Genomic DNA, 20,321 nt, shown 5'->3' on the forward strand with positions numbered 1-20,321 from the left:
GGCCCCGCCGGTGCAGGTGCACGCCAACGGCGATCGGGTCGACCGGCTGCCCGCCGCGTGCACCGCGAGGCGAGGTGTAGACGATGGCGAGCGGGCCGGGTAGGTCCTCCGGCACAGGGCGGCCGCCGCCTCGGGAATCGAACCGGGTTCGGCGAGCATCCGGCCCACCAGAGCGCGCTGAGTGGCATCGCTGCCTCTGGAGCGGCGGAAACGACGGCGGGTGTGGTCATGGTCCTGCTCTCTGCGGACATGTGGTGGTCACGGCGGGCTGACGCCCGCCGTGACCACCGAGCGTAGCGGCGGCCGGTAACTACTGGGGCCCTTTGTGCCCGTCGGCGGTACGTCAGAGCTTGGCTTGCTGATCACAGCTTGACGTGCGTGGCATCCAGGCTGTCGTCGATCCGGGTACGTGACGCCGGTCGTCTGGCCGGCTCGGCGTCCGGGTCGATCAGGTTCACGAACTCGACCAGCTTGTTGTAGAGCCGGCTGCACCGGGCGGAGGCCGCGACGTCCTCCTCCTTCGCTCCCTCATGCAGCGAGCTCAGAAGCTGAGTCAGGTTGTGGCCGGAGAGAAGTACCTGCTGCATCCCGGTCCTGGCCGTGCCGCTGGGGAGCTTCTTGATCCGTCCCTTCCGGCAGGTTCGGGTCAACGGTGAAGTTCGTCTGTTCGGCCCATGTCGGCGCCCAGGAGGCGGTGAGGGGAGGTTTGACGCTTTGGGTCCACTCGGGCTTCCCACTGGCCGAAGGCGCGGGTGGCCATGAAGGTCCAGGTGTCCTCATGGCAGACCAGGGTCAGATAGGAGACGCTGGCGGCCGCCTTCACGTTCGCGTTGTGCACGGCCAGGTCGACGGCGTTCTCCGCGACCGCTTTCTGCCGGGCGGCCCGGTCCTCCTCACGCCACCGCTTCTCCTGCTCCCACTGCTCCAGCTCGATCCGCCGCCGGGCGGCCTGGTTGGCCCGGTACTCCTCGCGCCACGTCTTGAGCATGCTCCCGCTCCCTGGGTTGTTGCTGAAAGTGATCCAAGTGTGTCGCTCCGTATCGGGTGCCGGAAGTCCGCTTTCGGTTCCTCGTGGCTCAACATGCACATCTGGTGGGCAAGGCCGTCAGGGCTCACGGGCCGCAATGCCCCCGACAGGTCCCGCGAAGCGCGGAGGCCGCTTCGGCAGGACCGGCCCCTTTGGTCAAAAAATCGAACATGCGATCTAATCGCATGCATGGACGCCACTTCCTTCCCGCGCGACCTCATGGAGGACCAGACCGCCTGGTACGTCACGTACAGCCAGCTCGCCACCGCGTCGGCGAATCAGAGCCCGACTGCGGGACGGTCTCGCCTGCAGGAGTTGTCGCGCCGTATCGCTGCCCACCTGTACTGGGGGACCCCGGCGGGAACGCCCCGGGCTCGGATGGAACTCAAGGAAGCGGCCCGAGCGGCCGCGCAGCGACACGCGGCGCCCGCGATCCGGCGCACCGTTGCGTAGTCGCGGTGGAGGCCGGAGCGCGGCCCCCGTTGCGGGCCAGGCTCGACGCCCTCCATGCCGACGGCTGGTCAGCCCTGGTTGGGGCTGTTAGACCCAACGGGCCCAATCAGAGGTCCGTGCGTTTCAGCACAGGATGTGCCGCCGGGCCCTCGCCAGCAGCGGGTCCAGCGGACGGCGGCACACCTCGCATCGCAGACCCCCCGCTGGCACCGGCGGCAGAGGCGCAGGAGCCGGCGCCCTGGCCGCTCGTTCCTGAGACTCGCGGACCGCCCGCAGGTACCGGGCCTCACTGTCCTTCCACCGCTTCGCCTCCTCCCGTGTCTCCCGCTGGGAGTCGAGCAACCGCCTCCGCAGGTCCTCCGGCAGCACCGCACCGCCCGGCCCCAGCCCCAGCGTGCCGAGCGGCATCGTCACCCGCTCCAGCTCATCCAGGGCGCACGGCGGGTGGTGCAGCCCGAACACCGCCAGGTCCGGCGCCTGCCACCACTGGTGCACACGCGCGTGCGGCCGCCCCAGCGACGTCGCCGCCTCCCGCTTCGAGACGGAGTAGAACCACACCGGCAGGCCCTCGTCGAGCACGATGTGCGGGAAGTGCACCCGCGGCCGCCAGAACCAGACGTCGACGATGCCCTGGCGCGCGTAGTCCCGGTGACGGGCCCGCCACCCCTCGTCCGTCATGAGCTTGCGCTGCGCCTCCAGCGCGATCTTCGTGCCGTCCCGCAGCAGCACCTCGACGTCGGCTCGCCGGTCGCGGTCCTCCGTCCACTGCTCCAGCCTCACCCGGTCCACCCCGGGCCGGGACCAGGCCCAGGCCGCCAGGAGGTGCTTGGTCGTGATGTGCCAGACCGTCTCCGGTCCGTGGCCACCGGTCGGCGCCTGCCCGGGCGGGTGCGCGAAGTGCCGGCGGACCTTCCCGCCCAACCGCCCCCGCGTCACCAGCGGCACCCGGGTACCCGCCGGGGCCTCGAACCCGTGGAAGCAGTAGAAGCACACCAGCTGACCCGTCCCGCCGTACCCGAGCCGCTTCCAGTGCTCCGGCGCCCGCTCCGAGACATGTACCTCCCGACGCGTCTCCAGGTCGAACCCCACCACCAGTAAGTCGTCCTGCACGCTGCGCCCCTCCCCCTCGCTCTCCCCCGGTTGCTGCCGTTTACGGAGGCCGGGGAAACCCGCCGCCCCGCAAGACATGCCAGCCCGGCAGGTGTTCGCCGCCTTGCTGCACCAGCGGGTCCTTCACCAGGTCCTCCATCGGGTGGTGGACGACTGCCGTGGCCGCCGGTGTCCTCTTCGCAGGTCAGGCTCCCTTTCACGTCACCACGAACCGGGTGGCCGTGCGCCAAGTAGAGGGAGAGGGAAGGGCAGTGGAGGCGAAGGTGAAGCCGGGGACGGAGACGTACCGGGAGCGGGCGGAACGTCGGCGACGGGTGCGCGGCACGGGCGAGGCCTGGGGCGACGGGTGGCAGCGCACCGAGGCCAACGAGCAGCTGCTTCGACTGGCCACCCGATACAGCACGCTGACACTTCACCAGGCCGCAGCCGCGTGCTGGGGCGGACGGATCGAGGCCGCCCGGCTGCGGGTCCGGCTCATGGCGGAGGCCGGGCTGCTGCACCGCACCGCGGAAGCCCGGTGGGCGGGCACCGTGGTGTGGACCACCGAGCGCGGCGCGCAGATCGCCGGCACCGGCCTGTCGGCGCCGAACCGTCCGGGAGAGCGGCTGCTGCACCGCCTGGCCCTCGCCGACGTCGGGATCGGCATGGAGGCGACCGGGCGCACGGTCCTCACGGAACGGGAGGTGCGCACGGCCGAAGCTCCTGGCGGAGTTCGGCGTGCTCCATCTGCCTACGGGGGCCTGGCGAGGGAATCTGCTCGCCGTCCCGGCCGGGGCCCGGGCGGTGCGCTGGCCGGACCTGGTGGTGGTGCTGCCCGACGGCCGCCTGGTCGCCGTCGAGGTGGAGCTCACGCCGAAGCCGGCGGCCGCGCTGCGTACGATCCTGCGCGCGTACCGCCAGGCCGGACGCCGGGTCCTCTACCTGGGGACGGAGCCGGTCGTACGCCAGCTCCGGGGGCGGCCCGGCCCGGAAGGCTGGATCAGCGGCGTCGCCGAGGAGATGCTCCTGCTGCCGCGCGGCGGAGCCGCCCCGGCGCCCGGCAGTCCCCTGCAGGTGCGGCCGCTGCCCGTGAAGGATCCGCTGGTCGCCACGCGTCCCGCCACCGCCGCCCGGCGTGACGAGACCGGCGGGCACCGGCCAACCCACGTACCCACGTACGTGGGTACGTACATAAATAAGTACGTACGAGACCGGCTGCCGGGGTGGATATCCGCTGCTCACAGCCGTATCCACCCCGTATCCAGCACCATTGCCGTACGGCGGGAGCGGGTCAACCCTCGCGGTGCGCGGCCTCGCCCAGGGCCTGCAGAATCAGCCGCAGTTCGCTCTCGTCCACGGCCCGGATTACCTCACCGAGCTGCACCGGGCAGCGGGAGACCAAGGATGCGGCGGTCTCCAGTACGGCCATCTCGCTGGGGGTGTGGGGGTGGGGAGAGACGTTCGGCAGGGCAGGGGCGCGGATCTCCATGGGAGACGGCTGTCCGGACCGAAGTCCGGGCGGGCTCTGTCCGCGAATTGCGTACGGCTCCAATGACCGTTCCCCCGGACGATTCATGGCCTGACGCGCATGGCGGTCAGCTCCGGCTTCGGACTCAAAGCCGGTCCGCGAGACGCTCCAGCGGACAGTTCGCCAGGTCGCGGCCGCAGCGCTCGCAGCCCCGGCGTGGCCCGCTCTGCGCAAGCACCTGGTGACGGTGGAACGGGCGGGGCAGGATCCGGTCGATGTTCTGGCTACGGTGGCCGCGCGCCGGGAGTTGGGCTCAGCGGACTCGGTGGCCGAGGTGCTTACATGGCGCCTTGAGGGATGGCAGCGCCACCAGTTGTCGGCGCCGTACTTGCCCGTCGCCGACGACTACGGGAGGCGCCGACCGTACCGGTGCGGTCCGTAAGGCGGCGGCGCCTGGGCCGCGTCGACCGCCGGGCGACGAGCAGCGCATGGGACCGAGGCGGTCCCGATAGCGAGGGGAGCGGGACATGGCAACACCATCACCCGAGGAGCAGGCGGGAGAGGCCTTCACGGCGGCCGCCGCCGAGGCGGTGCAGACATCCGTGATGGCGTTCCGGCTGATGATGGCCATCGCTGATGCGGTGCGTCGCCAGCAGCAGAAGGCGGCGGGCAAGGAGGAGGAGCTGCCGCCGGCGGAGAAGGCGTCGTCCGAGGCCGCCGAGAAGGTGAAGAAGTTCCTGTCGCCGGACATCGGTACGGCGCTGCTGAACGGTGCGGACTGGCCGCAGCTCGCCCAGCAGCTGATGGCGCTGAGCACCGCCGGGGTGGACCTGGAGGCGTTGCTGCCGCGCGTCGCGGAGATCACGGTGACCGTACGGGACGCGGTTGCCGCGAACGCCGCCCAGGTAGCACGCGAGGGCACCGAGAAGTGGGAGAACCTGCTGCGCGAGACGCTGCCTACGGGCCCGGTGCGGGAGGCGATCTTGTCGTCTCCGGCCTGGCCCGGCATGGCGGCGACCATGGCGAAGCTGGATGAGAAGGGTGTCGACGTACGCGGAGTGCTCAGCGCCGCCCACGAGGAAGGGCTCGGCGTCGACCGGGCGGTGGCAAAGGTCCTTGGTACGCCGGAGGCGCCGACGACGAGCCGGGATGCGCTGCTCTCGTACGGTCCGCTGACGGCCGGGCTGGACGTCCCGAAGAACCTCAACCTGGAGAACCGGGGGAAGGCCCTGGTGCAGCTCGGCATCCGGGACGCGAACGTACGCAACGTGCGGCTGGTGCGTGAGGCGATGCCGGGGCGGGAGCGGGAGGCCGACCTCCTGGTGAGCGCCAGGCAGTGGCCGCTGGTGTCCCTGCGGATGGCGGAGATGGAGAAGAGAGGCGAGCCGGTGAAGGACCACCTCGCCCGCCTGATGAAGGACACCTCGTGGGAGACGGGCGCGGGAGCTGTGGGAACCCGTTTGGTGAAGGCCACCGCCGACGCCCTGACCCGTCCGTTGGGAGAGGGCCCGGAGGCGTCACGGGTGAAGATCAGCACATCGGCGGCCAGATCGTCGTCGCCGAGCGTGGGACCTACTAAGGCGCCCACGGCCAAGGGCGCCGCACCGGCGTCGTCGGGGGGCGCCGCGCACCGTGAGACCGGTCCGGCGCCGGCACGAGGCAAGACCCGGTAGCACCGGTTGTGGGCGCCCGTCACAGCGGTCAACTGCTGTGACGGGCTCGCGCGATACTGCGGGCATGACGACGAAGAAGACGCCGATCCTGAGTACCGTCCTGTTAGCGCTGCTGTCTCTGGCGCTCCTTGGCATATTCGTGTTGCTGCTCTGGAGGGGCCCGTGGTGGTTCGACGGAGCCCACCTGCGGACGAAGGATCTGGAGCCTGCCGACGGGGTGGTCATCACGGGCTTCCGGACCGTCCTCGTAGCCGTGGGCGTCGCGGTCACCGCCGCCGTCGGCTTGGTCTACACGCACCGCAGCCACAGGACCGCGCTGGAGCTGCTGGAGCACACCCGTACAAAGGACCGCGAGCAGGCGGACCTGACCCGCGAGGGCCAGATCACCGACCGGTACGTCGAAGCGATCAAGCTTCTGGCGGCGAGCGGACCGGACGGGCTGACAGAGCGCCTCGGTGGCATTTACGCCCTTGAGCGCATCATGAACGACTCGGCGAAGGACCATCCGACGGTGGTCCAGGTCCTCGCCTCCTTCGTACGGCAGCACGTGTCCATCCCGGATAGATGGGAGGCGCGGGATCCCGAAGGAGTGCTGCCGGACGTTACGGACGATGTCCAGGCGGCGGTCACCGCCCTGGGGCGTCGGCCTCCCCGTGAAGAGAAAGACCCGATCAACCTCAACTACACGTCTCTGCGCGCATGCGATCTGTCGAATGGACGGTTTGAACGGGCCCTCTTTCAGAGGGTCGATTTCACCGCTGCAAGCCTGATGGGGGCGGACCTGCGTAGGGCTGATCTTGCTGGCGCGAAGCTCGCCCATGCGTACTTCATGGACACTGATCTTCGAGGTGCACGGCTGGTGGGTTACGAGGACGCCGAGGTAAGGGTGACTGAATTGATGTGGACCATCGTGGACATGAGCACCAAAATGCCCGAAGGGCTCGCGACGGACCCGGCCGTGCAGCGAATGATGCACCCAAGTGGGGCGTCGGAGGAGGGCTAGGGGCGGGTGGCGCCAAGGTAGTCGCGTTCCGGCATGGCAGAGGCCAGGGGGACGAGCTCGACCGTCTTGCCGGTGCGGGGTGCGTGGAGGACTCGGCCTTCTCCTGCGTACAGGCCGACGTGATAGATGAAGCCGCTGCTGTTGGACCAGAAGAGCAGGTCGCCCGGTTTGAGGTCGCTGCGGGAGACGGGGCGGTCGGAGGTGGCGCCGTACTGGGCGGCGGCGGTACGGGGGAGCTTGACGGAGGGCCAGTAGGCGTACTGGGTGAGCGAGGAGCAGTCGAAGCCGGTGGTGGTGGAGGCGGCGCAGCGTCCGTTCTGGTAGCCGTTGAGACCGTCGCAGAATCCGGTGGAGGGTCCGGAGGGGCTGCCGCCGCCGTAGGCGTACGGGGTGCCGAGGCGGGTGGAGGCCTTGCGCAGGGCGTCGGGGCCGGTCCCGGTGCCGGTGAAGGCGACGGGGACCAGGGCCGGGCCCTGGAAGCGGGTCATGGTGGAGAGGATCAGACGTACGTAGTTGTACGTCTCGCCGTTCGCGAAGCTCTCCGGGGGGACGCCGCGGTACTGCTGGACGCGGCCCCATCCGGCGTTGTAGCCGGCGAGCGCGAGCGCGCGGGGACCGCCGGGGTAGCCGGAGGTGGCGGCCTGGCGGAGCAGGGAACACATCATGCGGCCCTGCGCCATGACGGCGTCGCCGATGTCCCACGGGGAGTTGCGGCCGTTGCCGTCGGCGTCGCGGCCCCAGGTCGCCCAGGTGCCGGGCATGAACTGTGCGGGTCCTTGCGCGCCGACGCTGCTGGTGGCCTCGGCGATCGAGGTCTTGAACTTGGACTCCTGGTAGAGCTGCGCGGCGAGCAGGGCCGGAGTCATCGCGGGTTCTTTGCAGTCGGCATCCGCCTTCAGAATCCACTCGCGGAACTCTGCGGGGACACCCTGCAATCCGCTGCCGCCGTTGGTCGCGTCCATGGTCGAGGATTCGTCGTCGATGACGAGGACCGCGATGCCGATGACGATCAGCAGGATGAGGCCTATGGCGCCTGCGACGGCTCCGATGATCACCTTCACGTGCTATCCCCCCGTGTTTTTCTGTTCTGCCCCGCGCCGGTTGTGTGACTTTCTGGCGTACTAGATCACGGTCTGGTCAGGGTGTGCGCCCCTATTGCGTACCGGCCCGGGCCGTAGCTCGGGACGGGGTTGACGTAGAGTCGGCTTTCGGTCTCGCGGGGAGCGGCTTCGCTCGGCGAAACGCCGAACCGGCGGCTCTGTGCAGTGGTTCGCGGGGACCGTTGGCGACTCGGGGGTGTGGCTGATGAGGACAGATGCTGACGCGGTGGAGAGCGCCGCCCGCACTGGTGGAGATCCGGCCAATGTCTTGAAATGCCTCCTGCTTCGCTGGTGCGCCCCGCCGATTTCCGTATTGCTGTAGGGCTGCATCTGCGGCCTGACCTCCCGTCACCTCGGAAACGCCTCGGGCGGTGTCGGAGGTTCACGCTAACCTCAGTCGTCCCACGATCCCAATATCGTGGCTAAGGGGAATATCTCAGGGGGAGTTGCGGCATGACCACCCAGCCGGTGGCATCAACGCCGGTCAGTGCGGAGCACGTTGTACTCCGGTATGCGCTGATGCCGGTAGACGGTAATGGCATTGCAGTAGCGACGGTCGCTCGGATGCTCGATGACGGTGCCGACGGTGCCCGTGCCCGGATTCTCGCGCCGGGCGAACAGGTCCCGTACGGGGTCGCCCCGGTGCTGGTCGCGGACACGACCCTGTACGCGGCGGTCCGGGTGCAGGAGACCCTGTTGCGGTGGGGTCCGCTGCCCCGGCCGTGGCTCGTCCTGGTGGCTGATGCCCCGCCGCGCGCCGTGCAGGACGCCCGCTACGTCCTCCGCGCGCTGGAAAGCCGCCTGGCCGGAGTGGCGAGGGTGCCGTATCTGCCGGTCCTGCGGGCGGTTAAGGGGGCTGAAGAGGCCCTGGAATACAAGGACGTCCAGGTCGCAGCGCAGAAGCTGCGGCGCACGATGGAGGGGAAGTGACCATGGCGCTGGAGCGACTTGGTGCGGAGATGTACCTGGCTGCTGACCTGATCCCGGGAGCCAAGCCCACGCCGATCCCCGGAATGGGCGGCACGGTCTCCGAGGTCTTCGGATACGGCCTGTGGCTGCTGATCCTGGCCGGAGTGGGCGGGGTCGGCTTCGGGGTCTACAAGCTGGCGGTGGCGGACAAGTCGCGCAACGGAGGCGGCTCCGAGCCCTTCAAATGGATGGGCGGAGGGGTCGCCGCGATCCTGCTGTCCACCTCTCTGATCGCCATCCTCAACAGCATCGCCGCCTGAGGGGGCAGCCATGGGACGCACCAGGAGCACGTGGAACAGCAAGGGGATCTGGTTCGCCGGCGCCGCCCTGGCGGCTGTACTCGCACTGTCGGGGTACGCCCTGTTCAGCGGGGACGGTGACGGCGGGGACACGGCGGGCAAGGCCGGGGCCAGCTCGTCGGCGAGCGCGGATCCGGGGCCCTCGGAGTCGTACGCGGCTCCGGAGGACTGGACCGAGCCGGAGCGGTGGGTGGCGCTTCCGCGGGGGAAGCGCACCGACGAGCGCGGCAGTGAGGTCGCCTTCCCGCACACCACCGAGGGTGCGGTCGCGATGGCGGCGGCCGCCAACACCACCACGGTGGAGGGCGAGAGGACCAACGTGGATGAGCAGCTGCGGCTGTACCACGGCTACATCGGGCAGGCGGAACAGTCCGCGGACGCGGCCGAGCGGGTCGAGCTGGCGGCGATCGACAGCGACAAGGCGATCGCCCGGAGCATGGGTGTGACGCCGGGGCAGCCGCTGCCGGCGGGGGCGTACGTACGGAGTACCGTGGTCGGCTTCAAGGTCGTCAAGGAGTCGGCGGACGAGGTCGGGGTGTTCCTGTTGTCCCGGGTGGTCCAGAAGGGCGGGGAGACGGCCGAGGAGAAGGCATCCTTCTCCCGCACCCTGATCGGTGCGCAGTGGCAGGGAACGGACTGGAAGCTGTCGGTGCCCGCCACCCGGCGTGCGCAGGAAGCTGCCCAGGGCCAGCCGGAGCCGACGATGGCGGCGCCGGGCGACGCCGGGTTCAACGGCGCCGGGTGGACGGCGATCCGGGAAGCGTCGTGAGGCTGAGGCGCCGTCTGGCTTCGCTGCTGCTCGTCTTGGTGGCCGTGCTGGGGCTGTCGGTGTCCGCCGCGCAGCCCGCGGCAGCCGACGGGATCGTGGACGGCGGGATCGAGGCGACCTGCCGGATCGGCGCCGGGCCGCTGCTGGGAGCGATAGACGCCGGCGCCGAGCTGATCGGCGGTACGTCGCTGTGCGACAAGATCGGTGACGCGGGCGCGACGAAGGTCAACGAGGCGTGGAAGGCCGTCAAGGACTCCGTCCTCGGAGACGTCATCAAGAGCGCCGAGGACGTCACGAAATGGGTCCTGAAGAAGACCCTCACCGTCTCTCTGCTGGGCCCTTCCGTCGACCTGAAGGGCACCGGGCTGTGGGGCGGTGATGCCACTTTGGCGGGGATGATGACCTGGCTCGGGCTGGTGGTCGCCGCGTTCGGGGTGATGTGGCAGCTGGGGAAAATGGCCGTGACCGGGCAGGCCAAGCACGCCGGCAGGGCGATGACCGGCTGGATCGAGAACATCTTCCTGTCCACCGTCGGCGTGAGTATGTTCGCCCTGCTCCTGGTCCTCGGTGACAAGCTGAGCACCGGGGTCGTCAACGCGACGTTCGACAACGACGCCAAGGCCTTCGACCGCATCATCGGTGTCCTGCTGCCCACCGGGGTCGCCAACCCCATCACGCTGGGGACCGTGGTTCTGGTGCTGCTGATCATCGGCGGCATTCAGCTCATCATGATTTTTCTGCGGCAGAGCGCGATCCCGATCATCTGCCTGCTGCTGCCCGTGGCCGGCGGCGGCCGCGCGGGCGGGGACACCACGCGCAAGTGGGCTCCGTCCCTGATCACCACCGGTCTCGTCATCATCGCCTACAAGCCGACGGTGGCGATCATCATCTGTATCGGGTTCGCGGAGTTCGGGGAGTCGCAGACGCTGGCGGAGTGGCTGCGCGGATGCGCCACCCTTCTCCTCGCCGTGCTGGCCCCCGGCCCGCTCACCAAGATCTTCGCTCCGTTCGGAGCGGCGGCCGGAGCCGGGATGAGCGCAGGCGGAGCGACCGGTGCCCTGGCGGGCGCCGCGGGTTACTTCGCCAGCAAGACCGGTGGTGACGACGCCGGCAGCAGCAGCGGTGGCGGTGGTGGGGGCGGTGAAGGGCCGACCGACGCGGTGTCGCACGCCCAGATGGTCAGCCAGACCATGGGCAGCCAGAGCGGTGGCGGCGACAGCGGCGACGACGGCGGCCAAGGGAGCGACGCGCAGGCCCAGGCATCCCGCAACGAGGCAGGGGCGAACGTCCCGGCCCAGGCTGGACCTGGTGGGCCCGGCGTACCCGGTGCCGAAGGCGCCGTGGGCGGCCTCACCGAAGGGACGGCCGGAACGACCGGTACGAGCGGTGCGGCGGCCGGAGCCGGGGGTGCGGCAGCTGTGGCTCTGCCGGTCGCGGCGACCATCCAGGTCCTGGACGGCGTCAACGACGCGGTGCAGGGCGCGAGCGGTGCAGTAGGAGGAGGAGAGCCGAGTTGAGTTCACATGAGGTTCCCCAGGCCTTGATGGTCGACGGGTTCCGGGCCCGGCGCTCCTTCGGTTTCGGCGGCCTCTCGAAGGCCGGGACGATGGTTGCCGCCGGGGTGCTCACCGCCGACGGCCTGCTGGCCACGCAGCAGCCGCTGTCTCTGCTGGTCACCTTGCCGGTGACCCTCGCGGTGTTTACCCTGGCGGCCGCCACCCGGCATGGCATGTCCGCGGCGTCGTATCTGTGGGCGAAGGTGGCCTGGAGTCGGGCCGCTCGGTTCGACGCCACGTCCTACCGGCGGCTGTTCCTGCCCCACCCCTACGCCCTGGACCTGCCCGGTGTCGGTGCCAGCTCGACCTTGATCAAGGCGACCGATCCGACGACCGGGCGGCCTGTGGGGATCGTCCACGATCGGGCGACGGGGCGCATGACGCTCACGACGCTGCTGGCTCCCGGCGGCAGTCTGATGGCGCCGACCGGAGCGGTGCAGAGCAGTCTGCGCAGCTGGTCCTCGGTCCTGGCCGCGATGAGCACGGACGAGCAGATCAAGGGCGCGAGCGTCACCATCCAGATCACCCCCGGAGCCGGAGAGGCGCTCGGTGATGATGTGAAGGCTCGTCAGGATCCGAATGCTCCGCAGCTGGCCAAGCGGTTGATCAACGACCTGGTCCGTACGACGCCGCACGCGACCGCGAGCGTGGCTCCCTGGATGAGCGTCACGGTCGACCCGAACGCGACCGCGACTCCGCCGGCGGATCTGGCGGAGCAGGTCGCGGAGGCGCTGCGGGTGATCGACGGGCTCGACCTGTCCGGCACCGGAACCGACATCCTGCGCCGGGCCACCGATGTCGACCTGCGGCGCATCGTCCGCAGCGCGTACGACCCCGAGGTATTCAACGCCCGCGACGCCGACTTCGCGGACCTGTCGTGGGCCGAGTGCGGGCCGCAAGCCGCCGACGACGGGTGGGAGGAGTACAGCCACGACGGCGGGATCTCGGTCAGCTGGGTGCTGCGGGAGATGCCCCGGCGGCCCATCCCCTACAGCGTGCTGCTGCCGCTGCTGGCGCCCGGCCGCTACCAGCGGCGCATCACCATCCTCTACCGCGTGCTCGATCCGATGGAGGGTGAGGCGGTGCTGGAGCGGGAGATCAGCCACGCCCACCAGCGGGCCCAGGCGACCGCCGAGGTCAAGGGTCGGGCGAAGTACAGCCAGCGGGCGGACGCCCAGCGCGCGGAGAAGGCGGCCGCGCAGGTCGCCGGCGGGGCGCAGGTCGTGGACTGGACGCTGATGGTGACCACGACCGCCCGCAGCACGGCCGAGCTGCCCACAGCACGGCAGGAACTGGCCCGCGCGGTCAAGGCCACGCGCGGGATCCGGATGCGTAAGGCGTACGGGGCAGGTGCTGCGGTCTTCGCCGCCCAGCTGCCGATCGGCTACAACCCGCTGGTGAAGGACTGAGCCATGGCACGCAAGACCAAGCAGGCCCCGGTGACCAGTCCCAAACGGATGGTCCAGGCCGCCGAGCAGCAGGCTGGCCGCGAGGAGCGGCGGGCCGAGCAGAAGGCGAAGAACCGGTTCGCGCCACGGCTGGGGTGGGGCGGCCGTTTCAGCGGCAGGGCTCCGGTCGAGGACACCGGCACCATCTACACCGGCCCCACCTCGCAGGCCGGCGGCATCTACCCCTTCCTCCTCGGCAGCGGGCTGCCGCCGCGCGGCGTGCCGGTGGGCCGGGACGTGCTGACCGGCGAGCTGGTGTGCGTGGATCCCGCCGGGTGGACGGGAAAGCTCACCACGAACCCCGGTGTGTGGGTGATGTCGCAGCCCGGCGCGGGCAAGAGCGCGCTGGTGAAGCGGATCTGCCTGGTCTACTCCGCGTACGGGCACCTGATGTGCGTCCCCGGCGACGTGAAGGGCGAGTACAGCGCGATCGTGCAGGAGCTGGGCGGGTCCGTCGTACGGATCGGCGACGGCATCGGCCGTCTCAACCCGCTGGACTCCGGCCCGCTCAAGGGCCGCCTGCACACACTGGCGGTCGAGAAGCGGGAAGCCCTGCTCGACGTCCTCAACGGGCGGCGCCTGGAAACGCTGCTGGCGCTGCTGTCCACGAAGCACGGGCTCGGCCGGGCGCCGGACGAGATCGAGCGCAGCGCGCTGGATACCGCCGTGCAGATCGCGTCCGCCGGACAGACGCCGGGCAGCGATCCGGTCGTCTCCGACGTGGTGAAGGTGCTGCGCCTGGCCCCGCAGGACTTGCGGACCAAGCTGGCGGCCGAGGGCGACCGTTACCAGGATCTCACCCGCAGCGTGATCGCCGGGCTCGACAACCTCGTCGGCGGACCTCTTAGGGGTTTGTTCGACGGGCCGACCACGACTCCGCTCGACATCAACGCGCCCGCTGTCTCCGTCGATATCTCCGCTCTGCGGGCCCGCGGGAACGACGTGGTCAGCGCAGGCATGATCGCTACCTGGGCCTACACCTACTCCGCGATCGACTCGGCCCGCAGTATCGGCCTGATGGACCGCTCCCTCGTACTGCCGATGGATGAGATGTGGCGGGCTCTGCGCTCGGGCCCCGGCCTGGTCGACGCGATGGACGCGATCTCCCGCCTGAACCGGACCACGAACGACGTGACGATCTACGTCACCCATTCCCTGCTCGACGTCGAGGCGCTGCCGACCGAGCAGGACCGGGCCAAGGCGCGCGGGCTGATGGACCGATGCGACACCTGGGTCATCGGGGCGTCCTCGGAGGAGGAGCTGCGCCGGGTCACCGGCAAGCGCAGCCTCACCGAGCAGGAGCGCATGATGATCGGTTCGTGGAGCTCGGCGACGTCCACCGGGCTCGACCTGGATCCCACGACGTTCGCGGAGGACGACAGCCCTGCGGCCGTGGACGACGAGGGGACCCGGCACCCGGGCCGCGGCAAATACCTGATCAAGATCGGTACGCGGCCGGGCATCGCGGCGTCCCTGGAACTCACCGCAACCGAGCAGCGGCTGTATCGGACGGACACCAACCAGCGCCGCCGCACCACCACCACGGGAGTCAGCGCATGATGACGGACAACGACCGCGCGTGGGCCGCCGGAGGGATCGTTCTCGGCGGAGCCGTGACCCTGTCGCTGTCGACGTGGTCCGGCGCCGCCGCCGGCGCGCTGGTGACCGGCGACGACATCGCGCCCTTCCCGCTGTCCGTGGTGGACGCGTACCGCATGGCGACCGGCTGGTCGCAGGCGTGGCCGCACTCGCAGACCGCGTCCACGATCGGTGCCACCGTGGCCGACCTGGCCGTCCTCGTGTTCATCGTGTGGGGTCTGCGGTGGTCGATCCGCTGGTTCCGCAACCCGACGAGCCTGGCCACGCTGCACCAGGTGCGCGAGCTGACGCCGAAACACGCTGCCCGTACCGCCACCCGCCTGCGGGCCTCGCTCAAGGACACGAAGCCCAAAGAGCTTCCGGCCCGCGACCGAGGCGTGCTCCTGGGCGACCACATGCCCTCCGGCGTCGAGCTGCGGGGGTCGGACGAGGACACGTACGTCGCCATCATGGCGCCCCGCGCGGGCAAGTCGACCGCGATCGCGATCCCCGTGGCCGCGGAGGCGCCCGGCGCCCTGCTCATGACCAGCAACAAGGCCGACGTCTACGCAGCCACGCTCGAACTGCGCTCCGAGGTGGGGCGGACCTGGGTGCTCGATACCCAGGGCGTTGCCCGGGTCGAGCGCCAGATGTGGTGGGACATGGTCGCCCAGGCCGAGACGCTGGAGGGCGCCGTACGCCTGAGCAGCCACTTCGTCGCGCAGATCACCAGCGAGCAGGCCGACCCCTTCTGGTCCCAGGCCGCCCAAGACCTTCTGGTCGGCTTCTTCCGGGCCGCGTACCACGACGGTGGCACCGTCCGCGACGTCATGAGGTGGCTCGCCGACACCAAGGAGAAAGCACCGCTGCGCATCCTCTACCAGCACGAGCCGGTGCTCGCCGAGCAGGTCGAAGCCTCGATCAACATCGCCGAGGAGACGCAGAGCGGGATCTACCAGAATGCGCGTACGGCGACGAGCGCCCTGCGCGACGAGCGGGTCCTGCAATGGGTCCTCCCGGACAAGCGCCTGCCGCGCTTCGACCCGGAACACTTCGCCCTGTCGAAGGACACCATCTACCTGCTGTCGAAGAAGGGCGGCGTCGAGTCGGCCGTCGTGGCCGCTCTCGCCGACGCGGTGTTCACCGCAGCCGCCGAAGCCGGCGAGCGCCACGGCGGCCGCCTGCCCGAGCCGATGCGCGCCGTGCTGGACGAGGCCGCCAACATCTGCAAAATCGCCGACCTGCCCGACCTCTACAGCCACCTCGGCAGCCGGGGCATCACCCCGATCGTCATCCTCCAGTCCTACCGGCAGGGCGTGAAGGCGTGGGGCGAGGTCGGCATGGACAGCATGTGGGGCGCCGCCACGAAGAAGATCATCGGCCCCGGCGGCGACGACGCGAAGTTCGCCCAGGACGTGAGCGCGCTGGTCGGCGCGCACCATGTCGAGCGCGGCTCGTACTCCAAGTCCAAGGACGGCCACAGCCGCAGCTGGTCCGAGCAGCGCGAGCAGGTACTCGACCCCGCCGAGATCCGCGCTATGCGCAAGGGGACCGCGCTGCTGCTGTCCACCGGCATGCCTGTGGCGCAGATCACGCTGCGCCCCTGGTACGGAGAGAAGGCCCTGGCGCGCATCGGCCCGCAGATGAGGGACGAGGAGTACCAGATCACCAAGCGGGCCGTGGCCGCGTACGAGGAGAGGCAGGCGGCGCGCAATGAGCGATGAGCCCGAGGAGACGCCGAACTTGGACGTCCCGGTCGGGATGTTCGAGGACATCGAGGACCTCAAGAGTCAGCTCGCCCGCCTGACCGCTCTGGTCGAGGCCCGTACCGGCGGCGACAGCGCGGACTCGGTTGAGGCCTCCGCCGACGAGGAGGCGGCCAGCGGGGGCGCCGAGGGCGAAGAGGCGGAGTGGCAGTATCCGCCGTTCATCCTGCTGCTGGACCCGCCGGAGTACGACGACGAGCTGCGAGGCCTGATCGAGTGGGTCGAGGGCGTACTCGTCCCCGGCTACCTCGGTGAGCCGTCGGCCGACGCGAAGTGGTGCCATGTGTGGTTCGAGCACAGCGTGGCCATCGCCCGCCTGCACGCGGTGTGGCTGGCCTGGCAAGAACTGACCGACCCGACCACCTGCGGATACACCGGACCGTCGGTGTGGCACCGTGATCACCTTGATCCCGCCCTGCGTGAACTGCGCGGTTCGTCCGGACCGTTCGCGGGCTGCACCAAGGGCGACCACAGGGTCGAACATCGCCTGCCCAGCCTGGTTCCCAGCGCCTGGAGTCACGGAGGCGAAGAGACCGCACGATGAAAGGGCCCGGCCATTGAGGCCGGGCCCTTCTGTCTGCCGGGAGCAGTGTCTAGACGGGCTGGTCGTACCCGCCTCGGACCCAGCCCCAGGTGTTCTTGTGCGCACCGGAGGTGACCTTGATGTAGTCCCAGCCCCACTGGTGGGCCACGGTGGGCGTGCTGCATCGCCAGATCGTCTTGGTGTTCTTGGCGAGCAGGCCCTTGGACGAGTACGAGGTACCCGGCCCGCTACGCAGGTTCACGTTCGCGGTGTTGATCTTCCCGGGCAGGTCGTAGTGGAGCGCCGAGACTACTGGCGGGCGCTGCCACGCCCCGGAAGAGGGGCGGCCTACCTGCTGCGTCCGCGCCCGGCTTCCGGACCCTCCGGACGCCGGGGCGGCTGCTGCTTTGCCCCGGCGTCCGGAGCAGGGCCGCGCTTCGGCGGCGACTGGCGGACGGTAGTGCTACGGGAGCGTGCGGCCGCGGACGACGGCCGCGCCGGCGCCGCAAGGCGCTGAGCGTCAGCGGGCAGCAGAACCGGCGCCGCGCTCCGCTCGATCCGGGCCATCCGCTCCGGCCACTCCGGCCCCTGCCGGAGGCTGACGTCACGCAGCCGCAGCTGGGTGTCCACGAAGGCTCTGCTCTCGGCCTCCCCCAGAGGGCGGCTCCGCTCGGCGTCGACCCCGTCGCGCAGCCCCGGAGGGGCGACCCACTGCCCGGCGTCGTCCAGGCTGTTGCTGTAGCGCGGCTTGCTCTCGCCACGGCGATAGACGCTGGCCAGGTCGACTAGGGCCCCGCGATCAACGCGGTCGGCCAGGTCGAGGACGCCCGCGTACGACTCGTCGGCATTGGCCTGGACGGTGAGGCGGCCCTGCCCCCGGTCGGCGAGCTGCTCGAAGTACCGGTTGACGATGCCCTGGTCGCTCAGCGCCTTCGGAACACCCATGAACAGACCCTCGATACGGGCCCCGGACTCCCGGTACGCACGCATCTTGTCCTCGACGGCCTGCGCGTTCTGCGAGGTCTCCTGGATGATCGCGTGCAGGCCGTGCGTACGGACGTAGTCCTCGGCCTGCGCCATCCACGCCCGGCCGTCCGCACGGGTGTAGGCAGCCATGAGGGTGTCGTCCTGCGCCATGAGAGCGTCATAGGCCGGGTGGTAGGGCTTGTAGAGGTCGCTGTCGACGTCCACGAAGCCGCCGTTCTGGTTGAGCACGCCAGCGACCATCTCGGTCACCTTGCTCTTGCCCGCGCCGGGCTGCCCCACGAGGAAGACGATCGTGGGCGTCTTCTGGGACTCGGCGCCAGCCAGGAGGTCGGGGACGATCCGCTCGCGGAAGATGCGCTGGTTCTCGGCCTCCGGCAGCCGGTAGCGCTCCACCTCCTGAGGGTCGATCATGCCCGTCCTTCCCGGACATCGCGCGCCAGCTGGGCGTAGTCCCGGCGGGCGGCGGCGATCTGCTCGCGGTCGCTGGACCGCAGGGCCTCGCGCTCACGGGCGAGCTGGGCCTGGGCCGTACGCGCCTCCTTGATGACGCCCCGGTCCGGCCGCGGCTTGGCCTCCTCGGCGGCGATACGGCCGCTGTAGGCGCCGACGACCCCGTTGACCGCCTCGATCGCAGCCTCGTAAGCGGCCGTCTCCTCGTTCGACCAGTCGTGCGGCTCCAGTGCGTGGGTGATCGAAATTCCGTTGCTCCCAGGTCGGTTCGGCATGAGGACCCCTTCTCGAAGGTGTGATCATTCTGTTGGATGGAGCTCGAACGGACATAGCGGTTTTCGGCGGGGCCAACCCCCGTCCGTACGCCGGCGCGGGCCGGAGAGTCGGCCGGACGCACGTCTCACCTCTTGGTGGGTGCGGCGTTCCTGCCGGGAAGGACGGCGAGGAACGGCCGGGTCGTACTGGGTCCAGCCGTTGGGGCCGGTGCTGCGGCCGCGGCGGCGGACCACGAGGTCGAACGGCTCCCCGGTGCCGCTGCTGTCGCCGACCTGTTCCGACAAAGAATCTTCACCAGTACCGAGTAACCTGCATCACATAGTCCTGGTGATCCTCGGAGCTTCCTTCCCGTCCCAAGATAGTGGGGGCCGCCGACAGCGGGCGGTGTGTGCGTCTGGCAAACCGCCGGGTCTGAGGCCACTGTCATCGGCCCCAGGCCTGCGGAGGATTGAGAGGGTTCAGTCGGCGGTCTCATGCGGTTCGAGTAGTGCGAAGTAGGTCTCGCGCTGCTGCTCGGTCAGCTCGCCGTCGAGCGAGAGCGCCGACCGCAGCGCGCTCAAGGTGTCCGCCGCCGGAGCTTTCCACGTCTTGTGCGCTTGCCGCTGGATCTCCCCGATGGTGACGTACGCCTCGGCGGGGAAGCACCGGATGTACCAGTCCAGCGTCTTGGCCACCGACGGCGTCAGGTTGAGGTGCCACCAGTGCGTGGGCCCGTCGCCGTCCTCGTCAGCGTCGTCGCCGAGCATCTCCAGGGACTCGGTGAAGTCGAACAGCACCGAGGCTCGCACGGTCCGTCCCAGGTGCTCGGTGGGCACGATCGCGTCGAGGCTGACGGCCACCGACCAGGCCAGCGCGTCGGCGACCTCCGCGACGGACTCCTTGTTGCGCTGGCGCAGTACCCACCGCTTGCGTACGTCGGGTCGGTCGAACAGCGTGTGGTGGAAGTCGACGGCGAACCGGTCGCGCACCTCGACCGCGCCGGGCGAGAGGCTGTCGGGGTCGCCGCCGGACATGGCGGTCTTGACGCCCTGGTAGGAGCGCTGGCGGGACTCCACCCAGTCGTCCGCCACGGCCCGGGCCCACTGGTCGCGGCCGCCGACAACGGCCTGCGGGAGCGGCACCTCGGAGTTGCGGCGTGAGATGTAGGAGCGCAGCGTCGAGGCGGTGATGCCGCCGAGCTCCGCCAGCTCCGGGGCGCCGATCAACTGCGCGCCGGTGAGCTCCGGGCTGGAGAGGTCGACCACACACCGCTCCAGCGGCCGGGCGCCGTCCTGCGCCTGGTGGCGCTCGGCCCACAGCGCCAGGTGGTCGGGCCAGTTGTCCGGCCGGGCGACGTCCGGGTCGAAGGCGGACACCTTGCCGACGTACGCCCTGGCCGGGTCGGCGCGGCCGTCGAGCAGGTCGGCGGCGGTGACGGTGGCGGCCATCCGGGCCTTGCGCCGCTCATACTCCTCCTCGACCGGATTCCAGACCTGCCCGGGCCGGAACCACGTCTCGCCGTTCCACCAGTAGCCGCCGGCCCGGAACAGCAACTGCTCGCCGCCCCAGTCCATGTGCAGGGAGGAGGTGTCACCGTCACCCAGCAGCAGCACGGTGCGGCCGTGTTCGGGATGGGAGCGCACCGACCAGCCGAGCGTGGTGTCGAGCGGGTCGGTGGTGAACGCGCGCCAGCCACCGTGGGCGCGGTTCTTGTCGAAGCGGCCCCACATGCCCGGGCCCCGGTTACGGCCGACGGCCTCGATGGCCTCGGGGCCGTCGTCGAGCGGCAGGTGGGAGTCGTCGACGAAGGGCAGACCCGGCACCGGGTGATCGGTGCGCAGGCCGTTGGCGAGCGGAAGAACGTGACTCAAGACTGATTCCTCGTTTCCCTTCAAGTGCTGCATGCTT

Annotated in this window: 20 protein-coding genes; 11 read left to right on the plus strand and 9 right to left on the minus strand. The window is 70.2% G+C overall.

Features of this window, described 5'->3' with window-relative positions:
* Positions 1-362: 362 nt before the first annotated feature.
* Positions 363-587: a hypothetical protein gene (locus tag GTY67_RS33955; protein ID WP_161281687.1), complete on the minus strand. Its 225-nt coding sequence runs from the start codon at positions 585-587 to the stop codon at positions 363-365.
* Between the two features lie 59 nt (positions 588-646).
* The gene (locus tag GTY67_RS33960) at positions 647-988 is read right to left on the minus strand and encodes a hypothetical protein (RefSeq protein WP_161281688.1); all 342 of its coding nucleotides are present in this window, start codon (positions 986-988) and stop codon (positions 647-649) included.
* 228 nt (positions 989-1,216) lie between these two features.
* Here GTY67_RS33960 and GTY67_RS33965 point away from each other — a divergent pair, with 228 nt between their 5' ends.
* Entirely contained in the window at positions 1,217-1,480 is a 264-nt protein-coding gene (locus GTY67_RS33965; protein WP_161281689.1) for a hypothetical protein, read from the plus strand.
* Positions 1,481-1,603: 123 nt separating this feature from the next.
* Here the strand turns inward: GTY67_RS33965 and GTY67_RS33970 are convergent, their stop codons facing one another.
* The gene (locus tag GTY67_RS33970; RefSeq protein WP_161281690.1) at positions 1,604-2,590 is read right to left on the minus strand and encodes a competence protein CoiA family protein; all 987 of its coding nucleotides are present in this window, start codon (positions 2,588-2,590) and stop codon (positions 1,604-1,606) included.
* A 1,270-nt stretch (positions 2,591-3,860) separates the two neighbouring features.
* Positions 3,861-4,058, minus strand: coding sequence for a hypothetical protein (locus GTY67_RS33975; RefSeq protein ID WP_161281691.1), 198 nt, complete (start codon positions 4,056-4,058; stop codon positions 3,861-3,863).
* A 506-nt stretch (positions 4,059-4,564) separates the two neighbouring features.
* Between GTY67_RS33975 and GTY67_RS33980 the strand changes: the two genes are divergently transcribed.
* Together GTY67_RS33980 and GTY67_RS33985 are read left to right on the plus strand one after the other, a co-directional pair.
* Complete coding sequence (locus GTY67_RS33980) at positions 4,565-5,710, plus strand: hypothetical protein (protein ID WP_161281692.1); 1,146 nt, start codon at positions 4,565-4,567, stop codon at positions 5,708-5,710.
* A 64-nt stretch (positions 5,711-5,774) separates the two neighbouring features.
* The gene (locus GTY67_RS33985; RefSeq protein ID WP_161281693.1) at positions 5,775-6,713 is read left to right on the plus strand and encodes a pentapeptide repeat-containing protein; all 939 of its coding nucleotides are present in this window, start codon (positions 5,775-5,777) and stop codon (positions 6,711-6,713) included.
* Here GTY67_RS33985 and GTY67_RS33990 read toward each other — a convergent pair.
* Positions 6,710-7,774 carry a bifunctional lytic transglycosylase/C40 family peptidase gene (locus tag GTY67_RS33990; protein WP_161281694.1) on the minus strand — a complete coding sequence of 355 codons (1,065 nt, stop codon included), beginning with the start codon at positions 7,772-7,774 and terminating at the stop codon, positions 6,710-6,712. The two genes, GTY67_RS33985 and GTY67_RS33990, sit on opposite strands and share 4 nt — an antisense overlap.
* A 603-nt stretch (positions 7,775-8,377) precedes the next feature.
* Between GTY67_RS33990 and GTY67_RS33995 the strand changes: the two genes are divergently transcribed.
* Genes GTY67_RS33995 through GTY67_RS34030 form a run of 8 tightly spaced genes read left to right on the plus strand, consistent with a single transcriptional unit; the run spans position 8,378 to position 16,742 of the window.
* Entirely contained in the window at positions 8,378-8,743 is a 366-nt protein-coding gene (locus tag GTY67_RS33995; RefSeq protein WP_161281695.1) for a hypothetical protein, read from the plus strand.
* A gap of 2 nt (positions 8,744-8,745) precedes the next feature.
* Positions 8,746-9,042 (plus strand): hypothetical protein, encoded by a 297-nt coding sequence (locus GTY67_RS34000; protein ID WP_237503078.1) that lies wholly within the window; start codon positions 8,746-8,748, stop codon positions 9,040-9,042.
* Positions 9,043-9,052: 10 nt separating this feature from the next.
* Positions 9,053-9,850 carry a hypothetical protein gene (locus GTY67_RS34005; RefSeq protein ID WP_161281696.1) on the plus strand — a complete coding sequence of 266 codons (798 nt, stop codon included), beginning with the start codon at positions 9,053-9,055 and terminating at the stop codon, positions 9,848-9,850.
* On the plus strand, positions 9,847-11,367 hold the full coding sequence (locus GTY67_RS34010; protein WP_161281697.1) for a hypothetical protein: 1,521 nt from the start codon (positions 9,847-9,849) through the stop codon (positions 11,365-11,367). The genes GTY67_RS34005 and GTY67_RS34010 overlap by 4 nt, the downstream gene beginning before the upstream one ends.
* Complete coding sequence (locus tag GTY67_RS34015) at positions 11,364-12,815, plus strand: SCO6880 family protein (protein ID WP_237503073.1); 1,452 nt, start codon at positions 11,364-11,366, stop codon at positions 12,813-12,815. Before GTY67_RS34010 ends, GTY67_RS34015 begins: the two co-directional genes overlap by 4 nt.
* 3 nt (positions 12,816-12,818) lie before the next feature.
* Positions 12,819-14,414: an ATP-binding protein gene (locus tag GTY67_RS34020; RefSeq protein WP_161281698.1), complete on the plus strand. Its 1,596-nt coding sequence runs from the start codon at positions 12,819-12,821 to the stop codon at positions 14,412-14,414.
* Positions 14,411-16,156, plus strand: a complete 1,746-nt coding sequence (locus tag GTY67_RS34025) for a type IV secretory system conjugative DNA transfer family protein (protein WP_161281699.1) — start codon at positions 14,411-14,413, stop codon at positions 16,154-16,156. The genes GTY67_RS34020 and GTY67_RS34025 overlap by 4 nt, the downstream gene beginning before the upstream one ends.
* A complete protein-coding gene (locus GTY67_RS34030) occupies positions 16,146-16,742 on the plus strand; it encodes a DUF4913 domain-containing protein (protein WP_161281700.1) in 597 nt (198 codons plus the stop codon). The genes GTY67_RS34025 and GTY67_RS34030 overlap by 11 nt, the downstream gene beginning before the upstream one ends.
* A 49-nt stretch (positions 16,743-16,791) precedes the next feature.
* On the opposite strand, the gene GTY67_RS34035 is transcribed toward GTY67_RS34030, so the two are convergent.
* The 4 genes from GTY67_RS34035 to GTY67_RS34050 form a co-directional block, all read right to left on the minus strand.
* Positions 16,792-16,983 (minus strand): hypothetical protein, encoded by a 192-nt coding sequence (locus GTY67_RS34035; protein ID WP_161281701.1) that lies wholly within the window; start codon positions 16,981-16,983, stop codon positions 16,792-16,794.
* An 86-nt stretch (positions 16,984-17,069) separates the two neighbouring features.
* Positions 17,070-18,119, minus strand: a complete 1,050-nt coding sequence (locus GTY67_RS34040; RefSeq protein WP_161281702.1) for a zeta toxin family protein — start codon at positions 18,117-18,119, stop codon at positions 17,070-17,072.
* Positions 18,116-18,433 (minus strand): hypothetical protein, encoded by a 318-nt coding sequence (locus GTY67_RS34045; protein WP_161281703.1) that lies wholly within the window; start codon positions 18,431-18,433, stop codon positions 18,116-18,118. The genes GTY67_RS34040 and GTY67_RS34045 overlap by 4 nt, the downstream gene beginning before the upstream one ends.
* A gap of 459 nt (positions 18,434-18,892) precedes the next feature.
* Positions 18,893-20,284 carry a hypothetical protein gene (locus GTY67_RS34050; RefSeq protein ID WP_161281704.1) on the minus strand — a complete coding sequence of 464 codons (1,392 nt, stop codon included), beginning with the start codon at positions 20,282-20,284 and terminating at the stop codon, positions 18,893-18,895.
* Positions 20,285-20,321: the final 37 nt, after the last annotated feature.

This window comes from Streptomyces sp. SID8374 (assembly GCF_009865135.1).
GTDB lineage: Bacteria > Actinomycetota > Actinomycetes > Streptomycetales > Streptomycetaceae > Streptomyces.